This window comes from Blastomonas sp. CCH9-A1, assembly GCF_001557175.1.
GTDB classification, from domain to species: domain Bacteria; phylum Pseudomonadota; class Alphaproteobacteria; order Sphingomonadales; family Sphingomonadaceae; genus Blastomonas; species Blastomonas delafieldii_A.
Genome location: NZ_LSHM01000066.1, coordinates 85,227 through 99,737, shown reverse-complemented (window position 1 = coordinate 99,737; position 14,511 = coordinate 85,227). Strand labels below are relative to the sequence as shown.

The 14,511-nt window shown below is 65.0% G+C and carries 12 protein-coding genes; 5 read left to right on the top strand and 7 right to left on the bottom strand.

Annotated features, from left to right (window positions below; translation table 11 throughout):
• The first annotated feature begins 71 nt into the window (after positions 1-71).
• The 3 genes from AX725_RS17675 (at position 72) to AX725_RS17665 (ending at position 5,084) form a co-directional block, all read left to right on the top strand.
• Positions 72-953, top strand: a complete 882-nt coding sequence (locus AX725_RS17675) for a LysR family transcriptional regulator (RefSeq protein ID WP_060979317.1) — start codon at positions 72-74, stop codon at positions 951-953.
• A 116-nt stretch (positions 954-1,069) separates the two neighbouring features.
• Positions 1,070-2,629: a proton-conducting transporter transmembrane domain-containing protein gene (locus AX725_RS17670; RefSeq protein ID WP_060979316.1), complete on the top strand. Its 1,560-nt coding sequence runs from the start codon at positions 1,070-1,072 to the stop codon at positions 2,627-2,629.
• A 31-nt stretch (positions 2,630-2,660) separates the two neighbouring features.
• Positions 2,661-5,084 carry a YbcC family protein gene (locus AX725_RS17665; RefSeq protein WP_060979315.1) on the top strand — a complete coding sequence of 808 codons (2,424 nt, stop codon included), beginning with the start codon at positions 2,661-2,663 and terminating at the stop codon, positions 5,082-5,084.
• Positions 5,085-5,100: 16 nt separating this feature from the next.
• On the opposite strand, the gene AX725_RS17660 is transcribed toward AX725_RS17665, so the two are convergent.
• From AX725_RS17660 to hisI, 7 genes are all read right to left on the bottom strand, one after another.
• Positions 5,101-6,321 carry a GNAT family N-acetyltransferase gene (locus AX725_RS17660; RefSeq protein WP_060979314.1) on the bottom strand — a complete coding sequence of 407 codons (1,221 nt, stop codon included), beginning with the start codon at positions 6,319-6,321 and terminating at the stop codon, positions 5,101-5,103.
• A 122-nt stretch (positions 6,322-6,443) separates the two neighbouring features.
• Positions 6,444-7,961 carry a methyl-accepting chemotaxis protein gene (locus AX725_RS17655; protein ID WP_081097077.1) on the bottom strand — a complete coding sequence of 506 codons (1,518 nt, stop codon included), beginning with the start codon at positions 7,959-7,961 and terminating at the stop codon, positions 6,444-6,446.
• Positions 7,962-8,241: 280 nt separating this feature from the next.
• The gene (locus AX725_RS17650; RefSeq protein WP_060979313.1) at positions 8,242-8,547 is read right to left on the bottom strand and encodes a hypothetical protein; all 306 of its coding nucleotides are present in this window, start codon (positions 8,545-8,547) and stop codon (positions 8,242-8,244) included.
• Between the two features lie 313 nt (positions 8,548-8,860).
• Positions 8,861-10,663: an acyl-CoA dehydrogenase C-terminal domain-containing protein gene (locus AX725_RS17645; protein ID WP_060979312.1), complete on the bottom strand. Its 1,803-nt coding sequence runs from the start codon at positions 10,661-10,663 to the stop codon at positions 8,861-8,863.
• A gap of 102 nt (positions 10,664-10,765) precedes the next feature.
• Positions 10,766-11,194: a MerR family transcriptional regulator gene (locus tag AX725_RS17640; protein ID WP_023838307.1), complete on the bottom strand. Its 429-nt coding sequence runs from the start codon at positions 11,192-11,194 to the stop codon at positions 10,766-10,768.
• Positions 11,195-11,237: 43 nt separating this feature from the next.
• Positions 11,238-11,765 carry a hypothetical protein gene (locus AX725_RS17635; RefSeq protein WP_060979311.1) on the bottom strand — a complete coding sequence of 176 codons (528 nt, stop codon included), beginning with the start codon at positions 11,763-11,765 and terminating at the stop codon, positions 11,238-11,240.
• Entirely contained in the window at positions 11,765-12,130 is a 366-nt protein-coding gene (hisI, locus tag AX725_RS17630; protein ID WP_060979310.1) for a phosphoribosyl-AMP cyclohydrolase, read from the bottom strand. Before hisI ends, AX725_RS17635 begins: the two co-directional genes overlap by 1 nt.
• Before the next feature lie 150 nt (positions 12,131-12,280).
• On the opposite strand from hisI, the gene purF reads away from it, so the two are divergent.
• Positions 12,281-13,741, top strand: a complete 1,461-nt coding sequence (gene purF / locus AX725_RS17625) for an amidophosphoribosyltransferase (protein WP_060979309.1) — start codon at positions 12,281-12,283, stop codon at positions 13,739-13,741.
• A 14-nt stretch (positions 13,742-13,755) separates the two neighbouring features.
• Complete coding sequence (locus AX725_RS17620) at positions 13,756-14,469, top strand: SDR family NAD(P)-dependent oxidoreductase (RefSeq protein ID WP_060979308.1); 714 nt, start codon at positions 13,756-13,758, stop codon at positions 14,467-14,469.
• Positions 14,470-14,511: the final 42 nt, after the last annotated feature.

Below are 14,511 nucleotides of genomic sequence, written 5' to 3'. Positions count from 1 at the left end.
CACATCGCGGAAATTCAATAAAATCGCCCAATCGTTCGATTAATGCGAACTGCCTGGTGGAGCCTTGCCGCATGCACCTCAATTTCAAACATCTGCGCTATTTCCATGCGGTGGCGCATGACGGCAATCTCACCAACGCCGCGCGGCGGCTCAACGTCTCGCAATCCGCGCTGTCCACCCAGATCAAGCTGCTGGAAGAAAACATTGGCCATCAACTGTTTGAGCGTCGCGGACGGCGGCTCGAACTGACCGAGGCCGGGCGCGTGGCGCTGAACTATGCCGACAGCATGTTCGAGACGGCGAACGAGATGATGGCGACCTTTGCCGGCGGCAGCGGCAGCAGCCGACGGCATCTGCGTGTCGGGGCGCTCTCGACGCTGTCGCGCAATTTCCAGATGCGCTTCCTTGCCCCCATGGTCGGGCGCGACGACGTGCACATGGTGATCCGTTCGGGCTCGCTGCGCGATCTGGTCAAGGCGCTCGAGGCGCACGAGCTCGACGTGCTGCTGACCAACCGCCTGCCCTTTCGCGACAGCGGCACCAACTGGGTCGCGCACCTGGTCGACCAGATTCCGGTGAGCCTGATCGGCCCGCAAAAGGTCGATGTCTCCCGTACCCCGCTACGCGAGTTGCTGATGACCATGCGACTGGTGGTTCCCGCTACGGATTCCGGGGTTCGTGCCGATTTCGACCTGCTGGTCGACCGGCTCGGCATCCTGCCCAATATCATCGCCGAGGCCGATGACATGGCGATGCTGCGCCTGTTGCTGCGCGCCGGAACCGGAGTGGGCGTTGTGCCGCCGATCGTGGTGCGCGACGAGCTCAATATCGGCAGCCTGCACGACATCATGGCGATCCCGGGCCTCACCGAATCCTTCTACGCGATGACCCAGTCGCGGCGGTTTCCGCATCCCCTGGTCGATCAGCTGCTCGAGATCGCCAAAATCGCCTAGTTCGGAATTTCAGAACCAAATCTTTATTTCATTGAATTTTCCGTATCGATCGTTCGTCCGTATCCGTTGGCGACACGCGTGCCCCCCCGCTGGGGCCAGACGGAGACGGAAAGACGATGGATATCGCCCTTGCCCTGACAATCGGGATCGCCGCATTCACCGGATTGGGTGGTATCGCCCTGCTCGCAGGCGACCGCCACGCCCGCCTGACAGGACGAGCGCTGGAAGCCGCCCTGCTCGCCTGTCTTGGCCTCGCCATCGCGGCGCTGGTGCAACTGATCACCGCAGGACCGGTCACCTCCGAGCTGCTGGTCTGGCAGCATCTGGGGCTTTCCGTCCGGCTCGACGCAGTCAGCCTGCCAGTGACGATCCTGGTCAGTTTTGTCGGCTGGGTCGTGCTGCGCTTCTCGCGCACCTATCTGGGCGACGAACCGCGCCGCGCGCATTTCAAGGCCTGGCTGAGCTTCACGCTGGCCAGCGTGCTGCTGTTCGCGCTGTCGGGCAACCTGCTGCAGCTGGTCCTGTTCTGGATCGCCACCAGCCTGTGCCTGCACAAGCTGCTGCTCTTCTATCCCGATCGTGCCGCTGCACGCCGCGCCGCGCGCAAGAAATATATCACGGCGCGCATCGCCGATGTCGCGCTGGTCGGATCGGCGGCCTTGCTGTTCTGGGTCTATGGCACCGGCGACATCGCCACCATCCTCGATAGCGCGCGCAGCGGCGAGAGCGGCACCGCGATCCGGTTCGCCGTGTTCGGCCTGGCGCTCGCCGCCGTAATCAAGTCGGCGCAGTTCCCGCTGCACGGCTGGCTGACCGAGGTGATGGAAGCGCCGACTCCGGTCTCGGCGCTGCTGCATGCAGGCGTCATCAACGCAGGGGGCTTCCTGCTCATCCGCTTTGCCGATGTCCTGCTGCTGTCGCCCGCGATCATGGCGGGGCTGGTGATGATCGGCGGCTTCACCGCGGTGTTCGGCGGGCTGGTGATGCTCACCCAGCCTGCGGTCAAGACCTCGCTGGCCTGGTCCACCGTTGCGCAGATGGGCTTCATGATCATGCAGTGCGGCCTCGCCCTGTTCCCGCTGGCGATGCTGCACATCATCGCGCACTCGCTCTACAAGGCGCACAGCTTTCTCGCCTCGGGCGGCGCGGTCGAGCGGATCGCCGCGCTGCGGCGGCCTGGTCCGGTCGCCATTCCGGGCGCCAAGGCGGTTACCGGCGCGTTTCTTGCGGCGCTGGCCATCTATGTCGCGATCGGCTTTGCCTTCCGCTTTCAGGATACGTCGCCCCAGTCGATCGCGCTGGGCGCGATCCTGATCTTCGGCATCGCCTATCTGCTGGCCCAGGGCCTCGCCGGAGCCGCCCCCGTCCCGCTGATGCGGCGAATGGTCGTCTATTCGATCGCGGCCTCGCTCGGCTATTTTGCGCTGCATCATGTGGCCGATGCGCTGCTGCTCGGCCCCCTGCCCTCAACGCCTGCGCCCGGACCGCTCGAATGGGTGCTGATGATCCTGGCGGTGGTCAGCTTCGGCTTGGTCGCCATCGCCCAGTCGATGTTCCCGCTCTGGGCCTATCACCCCGCGGCGGCCGGCCTCAGGGTCCACCTTTCCAACGGCCTGTACGCCAACGCGCTGTTCGACCGCATGCTCGGCGGATGGACGCTCAAGCGGTCGCGCTGACACCAAGATCCGATTTTCCAAGGAGTTTGCCATGACGCAGGACAGCCTGACCAAACCCAAACCGACCGCCGCAGACATTGCGCTGATCGCCGACGCTGCCGCGCGCGCCATTCCGCCGGTCTGGCCGCTTGCCTCGAGCGTGGCCGTGAACCCCTATCTCGGCCAGGCCGGGCTCGACCTCGCCACCACCGCCGCGCTGCTCGCACGGGTAAGCGATGCCCCCGCCACGATGGCACGCAGCTGGTATCGCGAACGGATCGGCAATGGATCGATCACCGATGGCGATCTCGCCGCCGCACTAGCCGCCTGCACCGCATCGCCCTGCCCGGCGAGCGTGGCCGAGCTCAAGCTGGCGGCACAGCGACCGCATGTCCGCAAGGACCCGCTGCCGACGATCGCGGACCTCGCCGCGCGGGTTTCGGGCATCGATTGGCCCGCGATCATCGCCGAACGGCTCGGCCACTGGATCGCCGGATGGAGCGATGAGGGCCAGGCGCTATGGGCTGCACCGCAGGGCAAATCCGCCTTTCGCGCCTGGCAGGATGTCGCCACCCACGATCTGACCCCCGAGATCGCCGGCCTCAAGGGCTTTGCCCGGTTCGTCGCCGATGCGCCCGACAGCGCAGGTGATGCGCTCGCCGCCAGCGCCGCCCGGCTGGGACTGCCCGCTGCGGCCATGCCCACCTATTTTCACGCGCTGCTGATGACGCTGGGCGGCTGGGCGCAGGTTGGCCGCTACCGGCTGTGGCAGGCCGAGCTGGCTGGTCAGCAGGACAGCACGCTCACCGATCTGCTGTGCATCCGCCTGATGTGGGAAGATGCGCTGCTCGCGCAGTATCGCAGCCCGATCCTCGAGGCCTGGCAGGATGTGATGGCCGCGCATTCCGCTCCGGTTGCGCCCGATGCCGATCAGATCATCGACGCCATCCTGCAGGAAGCCGCCGAGCGCGCAGGCCAGCGGGCCATCGGCGAGACGCTCGCCGCTGCTCCCGCGACCAGCACCGCCGTGCCGCCCGCATTGCAGGCCGCCTTCTGCATCGACGTGCGCTCCGAGGTCTTCCGCCGCGCACTCGAAGCGCTCGACCCGTCGATCCAGACGCTGGGCTTTGCCGGCTTTTTCGGCCTCGGCGCGTCGCATCGTCGCTTTGCCTCGGATGTCCGTGAGCACCGGCTACCGGTGCTGCTCAACCCGAAGCTGACCACCAGCTCGGGAGGGGCCGAACTGGAAGACGTCGACCGCGCCGCCCGCTACCGGTCGCGTGCCAAGCGCGCCTGGGGCCGGTTCAAGCTGGCAGCGGTATCGAGCTTCGCCTTTGTCGAGGCAGCAGGTCCGGTTTATCTGGGCAAGCTGATGCGCGACAGTTTTGCGCTGAAAAAGACAAGTCTGCCCAACGATCCGATGCCGCGTCCCGACCCGGCGCTGAGCCTGGCGGACAAGATCGACGCGGCCGCTGCGGTGCTGCGCGCAATGTCCCTGACACAGGATTTCGCACCGCTGGTGCTGCTCGTCGGTCATGGCGCGAATGTTGTCAACAATCCGCACGCCAGCGGGCTGCATTGCGGTGCATGCGGCGGCTATTCGGGCGAGGTCAATGCGCGGCTGCTGGCCAGCCTGCTCAATGAACCGGCGGTGCGCGGCGGCCTGGCGAGCAATGGCATCATCGTTCCGTCGACCACATTGTTCGTTGCAGGCTTGCACGACACCACCACCGACAATGTGCTGATCTATGACGGCGATCACCCCTCGCCTGCCCATGCGAACGCGATCGACCAGGCCAGGGCCTGGCTGGCGAGCGCCGGCCTTGTCGCACGCGGCGAACGGGCGCTGCGCCTGCCCCGCGCCGATGGAGCGGCCGACGTCGCCAAGCGCAGCCGCGACTGGGCGGAGATCCGTCCCGAATGGGCGCTTGCGGGGTGCAAGGCGTTCATCGCCGCACCGCGCAGCCGCACCAGCGGCAAGAGCCTGGAGGGTCGCGCCTTCCTGCATGACTATCAGTGGCAGCAGGACGAAGGCTTTGGCGTGCTGGAACTGATCATGACCGCGCCGGTCGTCGTCGCCAGCTGGATCAGCCTGCAATATTATGGATCATCGGTCGCGCCGCACGTCTTTGGCGGCGGCAACAAGCTGATCCACAATGTCACCGGCGGCATCGGCGTGGTCGAGGGCAATGGCGGCACGCTGCGCGCAGGCCTGCCCTGGCAGTCGGTGCATGACGGCAGCGATCTGGTGCACGAACCGCTGCGGCTTTCGGTCTGCATCGAGGCGCCGGTCGAGGCGATGACCGCGATCCTCGAACGGCATGAAGGCGTGCGCGCGCTGTTTGACAATCGCTGGCTGCACCTGTTTGCGCTCAACGCCGCAGGCGAACTGGCCTGGCGCTATACCGGCAACCTGCAATGGGAGCGGGTCGACGGGCACGGCCAGACGATGATGGAGCGCGATCTGGCAGCCTGATCGAGCGCCGGCCCTGTCACTCCGCCAGCAGCGATGCAGCGGCGGACAGGGCCAGGCCCGACATCAGCAACCGCCGCAGGGTGAGGCTCGTGGGGATGGCGGAAACCCGCACCGCATCGGCCAGCCCGGCTGCCAGTGCCAACGTTCCCGAGCCGACCGATTCTTCCCATCGCGGGCGCAGTGCAGCAGCGATCGATGCGTTGCGCACCACCAGAATGTCCTGGATCCGCGATCCCGGCCTCGCGCCGATTTCCTGCTTGTAACCGCTATCGCCCGCACCCCAGTCCACCTGGCGAACGCCGCGCGCGAGCATGGCGTCGACCGCATGCAGTGTGACGATCTGGCCGGGAGAAGCATCGGCAAAACCCGCGTCATAGCTGCTCGCGATGCCATAGGCGATCGCCCCGCAGACCAGGTCGAGCGAAAAGGCGATCGGGCGATCGGCGACATAGAGCAGGCTGGCGGTCAGCATTTCGGCCAGATCGGGATCGACCACCGCGCGCTGCCAGTGCGCCATCATGTGCGGATTCAGGAACTTGGCGCCGCTGCGGTCGGTGCGCGTGCCCACCCAGCTGTTTTCCTCGATCCGCGCCAGATCCTGGAACACCTGGCGCGACCAGTCGGTCCCGCGAACGATCCGCACGGTGACCGGGCCCTGTTCCTCGAGCCGCGCGGTCAATCGCCGCACCTTCTTGCGCCGCGACTTGCTGGGCCAGGCATCGGGCGATCCCGGCTCGGCAAAATCCTGGATGAAGCTCTGCCCCATGTCGCGGATCAGCACGTGCCACCCCATCGCATCGGCCGCCGCGATCATCAGCTGGGCCAGCCGGTCGTCGTGATAGATGGGGCCGATGCGCAGCAGCGGCCCGATGATCTCCTGCGCAGCGGGATGTTCCAGTACGGCGCGCATGTCGCCCACGCCGGTGCTCGGATCGATGGCGGCGCTGCGAAATGGCCAATAGCTTCCCGCGAGCGAGCGTGCGCGCAGGCCCGGTGGCCCCAGCTGGCGCATCGGCAGAGCGAGGATCGGGCTGCCATCGCCGCGATGGGCGACCAGGGTCGAGATTGCCTCGGGCTCGCCCCGGCAGAACCAGCCTTCGCGCAGGAAGCCATGGCTGGAAGGGCCAATGGCGGCCAGCATGTCGACGACGGGCGAGACGCCAGGAACCACTGCACATTCGATCGCTCCCAGCGCGACTGCCCCGGCGCGCAGGTTACGATGATCGACATGCAGCATATTTCACTCTCCCGAAGGCCTGGCCCCTGATATGGCAGCGAGAGGATAAGCGACGGTTAACCCGTCGGGCAATGATATAGTGTCACCGCCGGCGCCATCGGCCCCGGCGGTGCATTGCAGGATCAGAATTCCGACCAGTCTTCCTCATCGGCCTTCAGCGCCAGATTGCCGCTGACCATCGGCACGCGTGCCGGCCGTTTGGGCGCCGGACGAAAGGCAGACCGCGCCACCGGCATGGCGTTCTGCTGGCCCAGCTGGAACCGGCCAACCTTCTCGGCGAGATCCTGCGCTTCGCTGGCCAGGCTGCGCGCCGAGGCGGCGGTTTGCTCGACCATGGCAGCGTTCTGCTGGGTCATCTTGTCCATGTCGCCCACGGCAGAATTGACCTGGATCATGCTGGCCGACTGGCTTTCCGCCGATGCGGCGATGCGGGTGATCACCTGGCTGACCTCGCCGACGCGCTCGACGATGCGGGTCAGCATCGTGCCGGTCTCGCCGACCAGCTTCACGCCATTGTCGACATGCTCGGTGCTGTTGCTGATCAGCGTCTTGATCTCCTGCGCGGCGTCGGCGCAGCGCTGCGCCAGCGCCCGCACCTCGTGCGCGACGACGGCAAAGCCCTTGCCGGCATCGCCCGCGCGCGCCGCCTCTACCCCCGCGTTCAGGGCCAGCAGGTTGGTCTGGAAGGCAATGCCGTCGATCACGGTGATGATCTTGCCGATCTCGCTCGACGACTTCTCGATCGAGTCCATCGCGCCGACCGCCTTGCCGACGATGACGCCGCCTTCGGTCGCCTCGGCCTGCATCTTGGCCATCTCGGCATTGACCGCGACCGCACTGCGGGTGGTTTCCTGCACCATGTCGGTCGCGGCGCGCATGGCAGCGGCGGTTTCCTCGAGCGACGCGGCCTGTTCCTCGGTGCGCGAGGCGAGATCATCGGCGCCGGTGCGGATTTCGCCGCTGCCCGAAGAAATGACGCTGACGCTCGAGCTGACCGCGAGCAGCGTTTCGCGCAGAGCCGCAGTGGCGGCGTTGAAGTCCTGCTCGACCTGCGCATATTCGGCAGGCAGCCCCGACATCTGCGTGGTCAGATCGCCTTCGGCCATGCGCTTCAATGCGATGCCCATCTGGCCGAGCACGACACCGCGCACCTTTTCCTCGGCGTCGACGAAATAGGTCGACAGCGCGACATCGATATCGAGCAGTGAAACCTTGACCAGCGCCGCGACATCCTTGGCAAGCTTGCGGCGGCCCGGCACGAAGCGCAGCAGCCCCGGCGAGATCATGCCGTAGATCATCTCTTCCAGGATCAGCGCATGGCCACCAACATACCATTTCGGCTCCAGCCCGATGCGTGCGTGCACCTGGCCCACGCCAACGGCGCGCTTCATGTAATCGTCGGTCAAGCCATCGCCGAAGATCTTCATCCAATGGCTGTGCTGTGCATTCTTGGCGTATTGCAGCCGCGAGCTGTCGCTGAAAAAGCCTTTGAGCTCGGGAATGCCCCCGACCTTGCGGTAGAATTTTTCGAGCGCGCGATTGACGTGCCGGCCCAGCGAACGTTTCACCCTGCGGAAGGTGGAACTGTCTGCGCGGTCCAATTCGTAAAACTCAAGCCTCTCCTGCAAGCCCGACTGCATTTCCCTTTCTCCCAAAAAAGGTAAACAACGCTGAGGCTGGCATTTAGAACGTCGAAGTTAATTAGGTGTTGAAGCCGACGAAAAAAGCTCAAGAATGGTGGTAAGCAGGTTTTAACGAACTAATTGTCAGTCCAGATTGACACTTCCGCCTGGCTATTGCTGTTTACAGGGCCGCCGACAGCTTCAGCTTACCTGCAGAACCTTGCAGATAAGACAAAAGGCCGGGAGATCACTCTCCCGGCCTTCCTGTGCGACCCTTAAGGGCTATATTTATTCTGTATTATTCTGCGGCTTCCATCGGATCAGCCTTGTCCGGCTTGCCGTCGCCGTCCGTATCCCAGGCATCGGCCTTGCCGTCATTGTTGCGGTCCCAGGCGTCCATGGTACCGTCGCCGTTCGAATCCAGCGTGGCGGGCGGTGCCTGATCGGCGGTTGCCGGGGCGTCAGCGCCGGGGGCCGGAGTTTCCGAAGCAGGCGCTTCGGTGGTCGGGCTGGCGGGGGTTTCCTGCATGGCGTCCTGCGCCAGGACGGGGGTTGCGGCCAGCGCACCGGCAGCGATCAGGGTTCCGATAATCGAGTTCTTCATAGCTTTTACTCCTCGTTTCGTAATGCTCTCGGCGGGCATTCAGGTGGAGAGATCTTGCTTGCTCCGACCTATCAACGAGGGGAAAGCACTGCTGTTCCGGCGGATATTGCGCCCATTGCGTGTCTCCCAGCAGGTTCCAGCAAGTTGCCGTACAGATTCTTCGCACTATCGCACGATCACTACTTGGGCCGCGTCAAGTTGCTCGGAATCAGCGATGAAAATCGACTTCAACTCGTCGCAATTCGACATGAAAAGGGGCGCCACCCGCAAGGAGTAGCGCCCCGAATAGTGTCACATCGAATGCCGATAGCGATCAGGCTGCGGCAAACAGCTCCGGTTCCAGCGCCATGATGGCATCCGATCCGGCCTCGATCTTGCGGCGCAGCGCGCCGGCATCGGGCATGATCCGCTCGGCGAAATAGCGCGCAGTCTTGAGCTTGGTCTCGTAGAACACGGCATTGCCGCTGCCGGCTTCCAGCGCCGCGATCGAGGCGCGCATCATGCGCAGCCACATCAGGCCCAGCGCGACGATGCCCATGATGTGCATATAGCTGTGCGCGCCCGCGCCGACATGGTTGGGGTTCATCATGCCGTTCTGCATGAACCACATGGTCGCCGCCTTGAGCTCGCCCGCCGCCTTTTCCAGACGCGTGGCAAAATCGACAAGGCGCTCGTCGGCCTTGGCATCGGCGCATTCGCTGTCGATGATGCCGAAGAAGGTCTGCACCGCGCGGCCGCCATTCTGCGCCAGCTTGCGGCCGACCAGGTCCATCGCCTGCACGCCGTTGGTGCCTTCGTAGATCATGGCGATGCGCGCATCGCGCACATACTGCTCCATGCCCCATTCGGCGATATAGCCGTGGCCGCCATAGACCTGCTGCATGTTGGTGGCGATCTCATAGCCCTTGTCGGTGCCATAGCCCTTGATCACCGGGGTGAGCAGGCTGATCAGATCGTCCGCCGCGACGCGCTCTTCCTCGGTCTGCGCCTTGTGGGTCAGGTCGACCTGCAGGCCGCCCCAGAGGATCAGGGCTCGCAGGCCCTCGTTGATCGCCTTGGCCTCCATCAGCATGCGGCGGACATCGGGATGCACGAACAGCGTGTCGGCCTTTTCGTTCGCGTCCTGCGCGCCGGTCAGCGCGCGGCCCTGGCGACGGTCGCCAGCGTACTGCACCGCGTTCTGGTACGAGACCTCGCCCATCGACAGGCCCTGCCCGCCGACGCCGAGACGCGCGGCGTTCATCATGATGAACATCGCGGCAAGACCCTTGTTCTCCTCGCCCACCAGATAGCCGGTTGCGCCGTCATAGTTCATCACGCAGGTCGAATTGCCGTGAATGCCCATCTTGTGCTCGATCGAGCCGCACGACACGGCGTTGCGCTCGCCCAGCGAGCCGTCGTCGTTGACGAGGAACTTCGGCACGATGAACAGCGAGATGCCCTTGACGCTGTCGGGGGCGTCGGGGGTCTTTGCCAGCACCAGATGGATGATGTTCTCGGTCAGGTCATGCTCGCCCGACGAGATGAAGATCTTGGTGCCGGTGATCGCATAGGTGCCACCGGGCTGCGGGACCGCCTTGGTGCGGATGAGGCCGAGATCGGTGCCGCAATGCGGTTCGGTCAGGTTCATCGTGCCGCCCCACTTGCCGCTGATCATGTTGGGGCAGTATTTTTCCTTCTGCTCCTGGCTGCCCTTGGCAAGGATCGCCGAGACCGCGCCGTGCGTCAGGCCGGGATACATGGCAAAGGCCATGTTGCTCGACGACATGAATTCCTCGAACGCGATGCCGACGACATGCGGCATGCCCTGCCCGCCGAACTCTTCCGGCGCGGCCAGCGTGCCCCAGCCCGCCTCGCAATATTGCTGATAGGCTTCCTTGAAGCCGTCGGGCGTGGTGACGGTGCCATCGGGATGGCGGGTGCAGCCCTGCTGGTCACCGATCTGGTTGAGCGGGAACAGCACCTCCTCGACGAACTTGCCGGCTTCCTCGAGCACGGCGGACAGCACGTCGGGCGCGGCATTGTCAAAGCCCGGCAGGTTGGAATATTTCTCGATTCCCAGCACCTCGTTCAGGATGAACTGGGTATCGCGCACCGGTGCGGTATATTTGGGCATCTTGCGGGTCCTCTCAAAACATATGGGTCAGATCAGGCCGGGGAGAGCCTGAGAAAGGGGCGTGGTCCGTGACCGGCAACCGCCCGGATCGAAACGCGGGCATCAGCCCTGGTCGGCACGATCCACTTGCTCGACCATTTTCACGAACTGCGAAAGCTCCTGGATGGCGCTTTCGAGGTCCTTCTTCTGCTTGCGCATCAGGGCTATACGCTCCTTGCAGCGCTGAAGTGTCACGCGGCGCTGTTCGCGCCGTCCGTCGCCAATATCGTAAAGGTCGATCATCTCGCGGATTTCGCCCAGGCTGAAACCCACATTCTTGGCGCGCATGATCCAGGCGAGCCGCGCGCGGTCGCGCTTCGAATAGACGCGGGTCAGGCCACGCCGCTCGGGCGCGATCAGGCCTTCGTCTTCATAGAAACGCAGCGCCCGCGCGGTGACGCCGAATTCGTCCGACAGATCGGAGATGGTATAGCTATCCCGGTTTTGCAGATCGGGAGTGTCGATGCGGCCAAGGGTCGAACGGTCGTGCATGGAAGTGGCGCTACATTACCTTGACGTAAACGTCAAGTAAATTTCAGCCCGCGCAGAGCCGCTTCACCGATCGCCCGGTCGCGCCGCCTGCCGCTGCATTGCCCGGCTCGACCAGCGCGAAAGAGGCTCCGGCCAGACTCGCCCGGTCGCTGCACAAAGCCGCGCAGGCGGCGGGCACGCTGCCGGGCACCACCAGCGCATTGCCGTCGAACTGTGCCGAAAAGCGGCAGCCCGCGATGGCATCGCCCTTGCCGTTTCGCGACAGGCTGAGTTCGGCCGCCTCTCCTGCCAGCTGCGCGCTGCCGGTGCCCTCGCACTGGCTCGACGCGCCGAACGTGACCAGCACCCCGACCTTGTAACCCCTGATCCGATCGCCGCGCGCGCAGAAGCTGTCCGCACCGGTCGCGCCGGGATCTGCAAAAGCACCGGCCAGATCGATGGCCTGGGGATCGACAATCACGCCCGCATCGATTGCGGCGGCGTCCAGCGGGGTCAGCGCGTCATCGTCGCCGCCTGCCTGCGAAACGCTGCACCCGGCCAGTAGCAGGCAGGCGAGCAGCGCCCTGCGCATCAGGCGATCCGCTCCAGCGAACCGTCGCTTGCCACCCGGCGATAGAAGCACGACGGCGCGCCGGTATGGCAGGTCGGTCCCGCAGGCGACGCGATCACCCATACCGCGTCCTGATCGCAGTCGATCCGCAGCTCGATGAGCTTGAGCACATTGCCCGAGCTTTCACCCTTCTTCCACAGGCTCGCGCGCGAGCGCGACCAGAAATGCACCTCGCCGGTCTCGGCCGTCAGCCGCAGCGCCTCTTCGTTCATGTGCGCAACCATCAGCAGCGCTCCGCTCGCCGCGTCGGTGACGCATGCGGTGATCAGCCCTGCGGCATCGAATTTGGGGTCCAGGTCCAGCCCGGTCTCGCGGATATCGGCCATATCGCCCGGTTAATCGCACCCAGCGCCCCGTGCAACACGGTTAACGAAAAATGACCTGCGAATTCTCCTGTGACAAATGCAAGACAAACCCCATATGCGCGCCTATAGGGGTGCCAAACCACCCGGCTGCAACCGAATCGGGCGCGCAACATGATCACCACACATCCTTTTGACGACGACAAGCTGCGCGAAGAGTGCGGCGTTTTTGGCGTGGCCGGCGCGGTCGATGCCGCGGCGATGGTCGCTTTGGGGCTGCACGCGCTGCAGCACCGCGGCCAGGAAGCCGCAGGCATCAGCAGCTTCGACGGGCGCCATTTCCACAACCACAAGGCGCTGGGCCATGTGGCGGGCAATTTCGACAGCGAAGAGACGATGCGCGCGCTGAAAGGCGACTGGGCGATCGGCCATGTCCGTTATGCGACGACCGGCGAGACCGCGCTGCGCAACGTCCAGCCGCTCTATGCAGAGCTCTCCTCGGGCGGCTTTGCCATCGCGCACAATGGCAATATCTCGAACGCGATGAAGCTGCGGCACGATCTGGTGCGCACCGGATCGATCTTCCAGTCGACGAGCGACACCGAGACGATCATCCATCTCGTCGCGACCTCGCGCTACCGGACGCTGCTCGACAAGTTCATCGATGCACTGAAACAGGTCGAGGGCGCCTATTCGCTGATCTGCCTGACCGACAGCGGCATGATCGCCTGCCGCGATCCGCTGGGCATCCGCCCGCTGGTCATGGGCCGTATCGGCGACACCGTCATCTTCGCATCGGAAACCGTGGCGCTCGACATTGTCGGCGCGGAATTCGTCCGTTCGGTGGAGCCGGGCGAGCTGATCGTGGTAAGCGGCGGCGAGATCCGCTCGCACCGCCCCTTTGCCGACAAGGCGCAGCGCCCCTGCATCTTCGAGCATGTCTATTTCTCGCGCCCCGATTCGATCGTCGACGGATCGTCGGTCTATTCGGTGCGCAAGGCGATCGGCGCGCAGCTGGCGATGGAAAACCCGGTCGAGGCGGATCTGGTCGTTCCCGTGCCCGACAGCGGCACCCCGGCGGCGATCGGCTATGCCCAGCAATCGGGCCTGCCGTTCGAGCTCGGCATCATCCGCTCGCATTATGTCGGCCGCACCTTCATCCAGCCGGGCGACGGCGTGCGCCATCTCGGCGTCAAGCTGAAGCATAATGCCAACAAGCCGCTGATCGCGGGCAAGCGCCTGGTGCTGATCGACGATTCGATCGTGCGCGGCACCACCTCGCTCAAGATCGTGCAGATGATGCGCGATGCCGGCGCGGCGGAAGTCCATATGCGCATCGCCAGCCCGCCGACGATGCACAGCTGCTATTATGGTGTCGACACGCCCGAGCGTTCGAAGCTGCTCGCCGCGCAGAAATCGATCGAGGAAATGCGCCAGTTCATCCAGGCGGATTCGCTGTCCTTCCTCTCGATCGACGGCTTGTATCGCGCGCTGGGCGAAGCCAGCCGCAACGATGATCGCCCGCGTTATTGCGATGCGTGCTTCACCGGCGACTATCCCACGACGCTCACCGATCTGGCCGAGCGCGACCAGCCGAACCAGCTGACCCTGCTGGCCGAACGGGTCGCCGGCTGAGGGATTTCACGACCATGACCGACAAGAACCTGCAAGGCCAGCTCGCCCTGGTCACCGGCGCGAGCCGTGGCATCGGTGCTGCGACTGCCAAGGCGCTCGCGGCCCGCGGCGCGCATGTCATCCTGACCGCCCGCACGGCAAAGGACCTGGAAGCCGTCGAGGATGCGATCTTCGAGGCGGGCGGCAGCGCCACCATCGCCCCGCTCGACCTGGCCGATGGCGACAGCATCGCCCGGCTCGCCGCGGCGATCGGCGGACGCTGGGAAGCGCTCGACATTCTGGTCCTGAACGCCGCGATGCTGGGCAGCCTGGGCCCCGTTCCGACGATCGACGGCGGTGAACTCAACCGGCTGATGACGCTCAATGTTCTGAGCGCACAGGCCATGATCGCCTATTTCGACCCGATGCTGCGCAAGAGCGCGCATGCCCGCGTGATCGGCCTCACCAGCTCGGTCGCCGCAAAACCGCGCGCCTTCTGGGGCGCCTATGGCGCGTCCAAGGCCGCGCTCGAGGTGCTGATCGCTGCCTATGGCGAGGAAATGCGCAATATCGGCAAGATCCGCACCGCGATCGTCGACCCCGCGCGCACCCGCACCGCCATGCGCGCCAAGGCCTATCCCGGCGAAGACCCCGCGACGGTGAAACTGCCCGACGTGGTGGGCGAAGCGATCGCGGAACTGGTCTCGGGCGAGTTCGAGACGGGGACGAAGGTGGTGCTGCAGGGGTGATCTTTCAACCGCAAGTAACCTCGCTCAGCATTCTGAAATCAT

What these genes read in the sequence shown, in the direction of transcription:
- AX725_RS17675 (WP_060979317.1), top strand. Translation starts at nt 72, where the DNA reads ATGCACCTCAATTTCAAACATCTGCGCTATTTCCATGCGGTGGCGCAT.
- AX725_RS17670 (WP_060979316.1), top strand. Translation starts at nt 1,070, where the DNA reads ATGGATATCGCCCTTGCCCTGACAATCGGGATCGCCGCATTCACCGGA.
- AX725_RS17665 (WP_060979315.1), top strand. Translation starts at nt 2,661, where the DNA reads ATGACGCAGGACAGCCTGACCAAACCCAAACCGACCGCCGCAGACATT.
- AX725_RS17660 (WP_060979314.1), bottom strand. Translation starts at nt 6,321, where the DNA reads ATGCTGCATGTCGATCATCGTAACCTGCGCGCCGGGGCAGTCGCGCTG.
- AX725_RS17655 (WP_081097077.1), bottom strand. Translation starts at nt 7,961, where the DNA reads ATGCAGTCGGGCTTGCAGGAGAGGCTTGAGTTTTACGAATTGGACCGC.
- AX725_RS17650 (WP_060979313.1), bottom strand. Translation starts at nt 8,547, where the DNA reads ATGAAGAACTCGATTATCGGAACCCTGATCGCTGCCGGTGCGCTGGCC.
- AX725_RS17645 (WP_060979312.1), bottom strand. Translation starts at nt 10,663, where the DNA reads ATGCCCAAATATACCGCACCGGTGCGCGATACCCAGTTCATCCTGAAC.
- AX725_RS17640 (WP_023838307.1), bottom strand. Translation starts at nt 11,194, where the DNA reads ATGCACGACCGTTCGACCCTTGGCCGCATCGACACTCCCGATCTGCAA.
- AX725_RS17635 (WP_060979311.1), bottom strand. Translation starts at nt 11,765, where the DNA reads ATGCGCAGGGCGCTGCTCGCCTGCCTGCTACTGGCCGGGTGCAGCGTT.
- hisI (WP_060979310.1), bottom strand. Translation starts at nt 12,130, where the DNA reads ATGGCCGATATCCGCGAGACCGGGCTGGACCTGGACCCCAAATTCGAT.
- purF (WP_060979309.1), top strand. Translation starts at nt 12,281, where the DNA reads ATGATCACCACACATCCTTTTGACGACGACAAGCTGCGCGAAGAGTGC.
- AX725_RS17620 (WP_060979308.1), top strand. Translation starts at nt 13,756, where the DNA reads ATGACCGACAAGAACCTGCAAGGCCAGCTCGCCCTGGTCACCGGCGCG.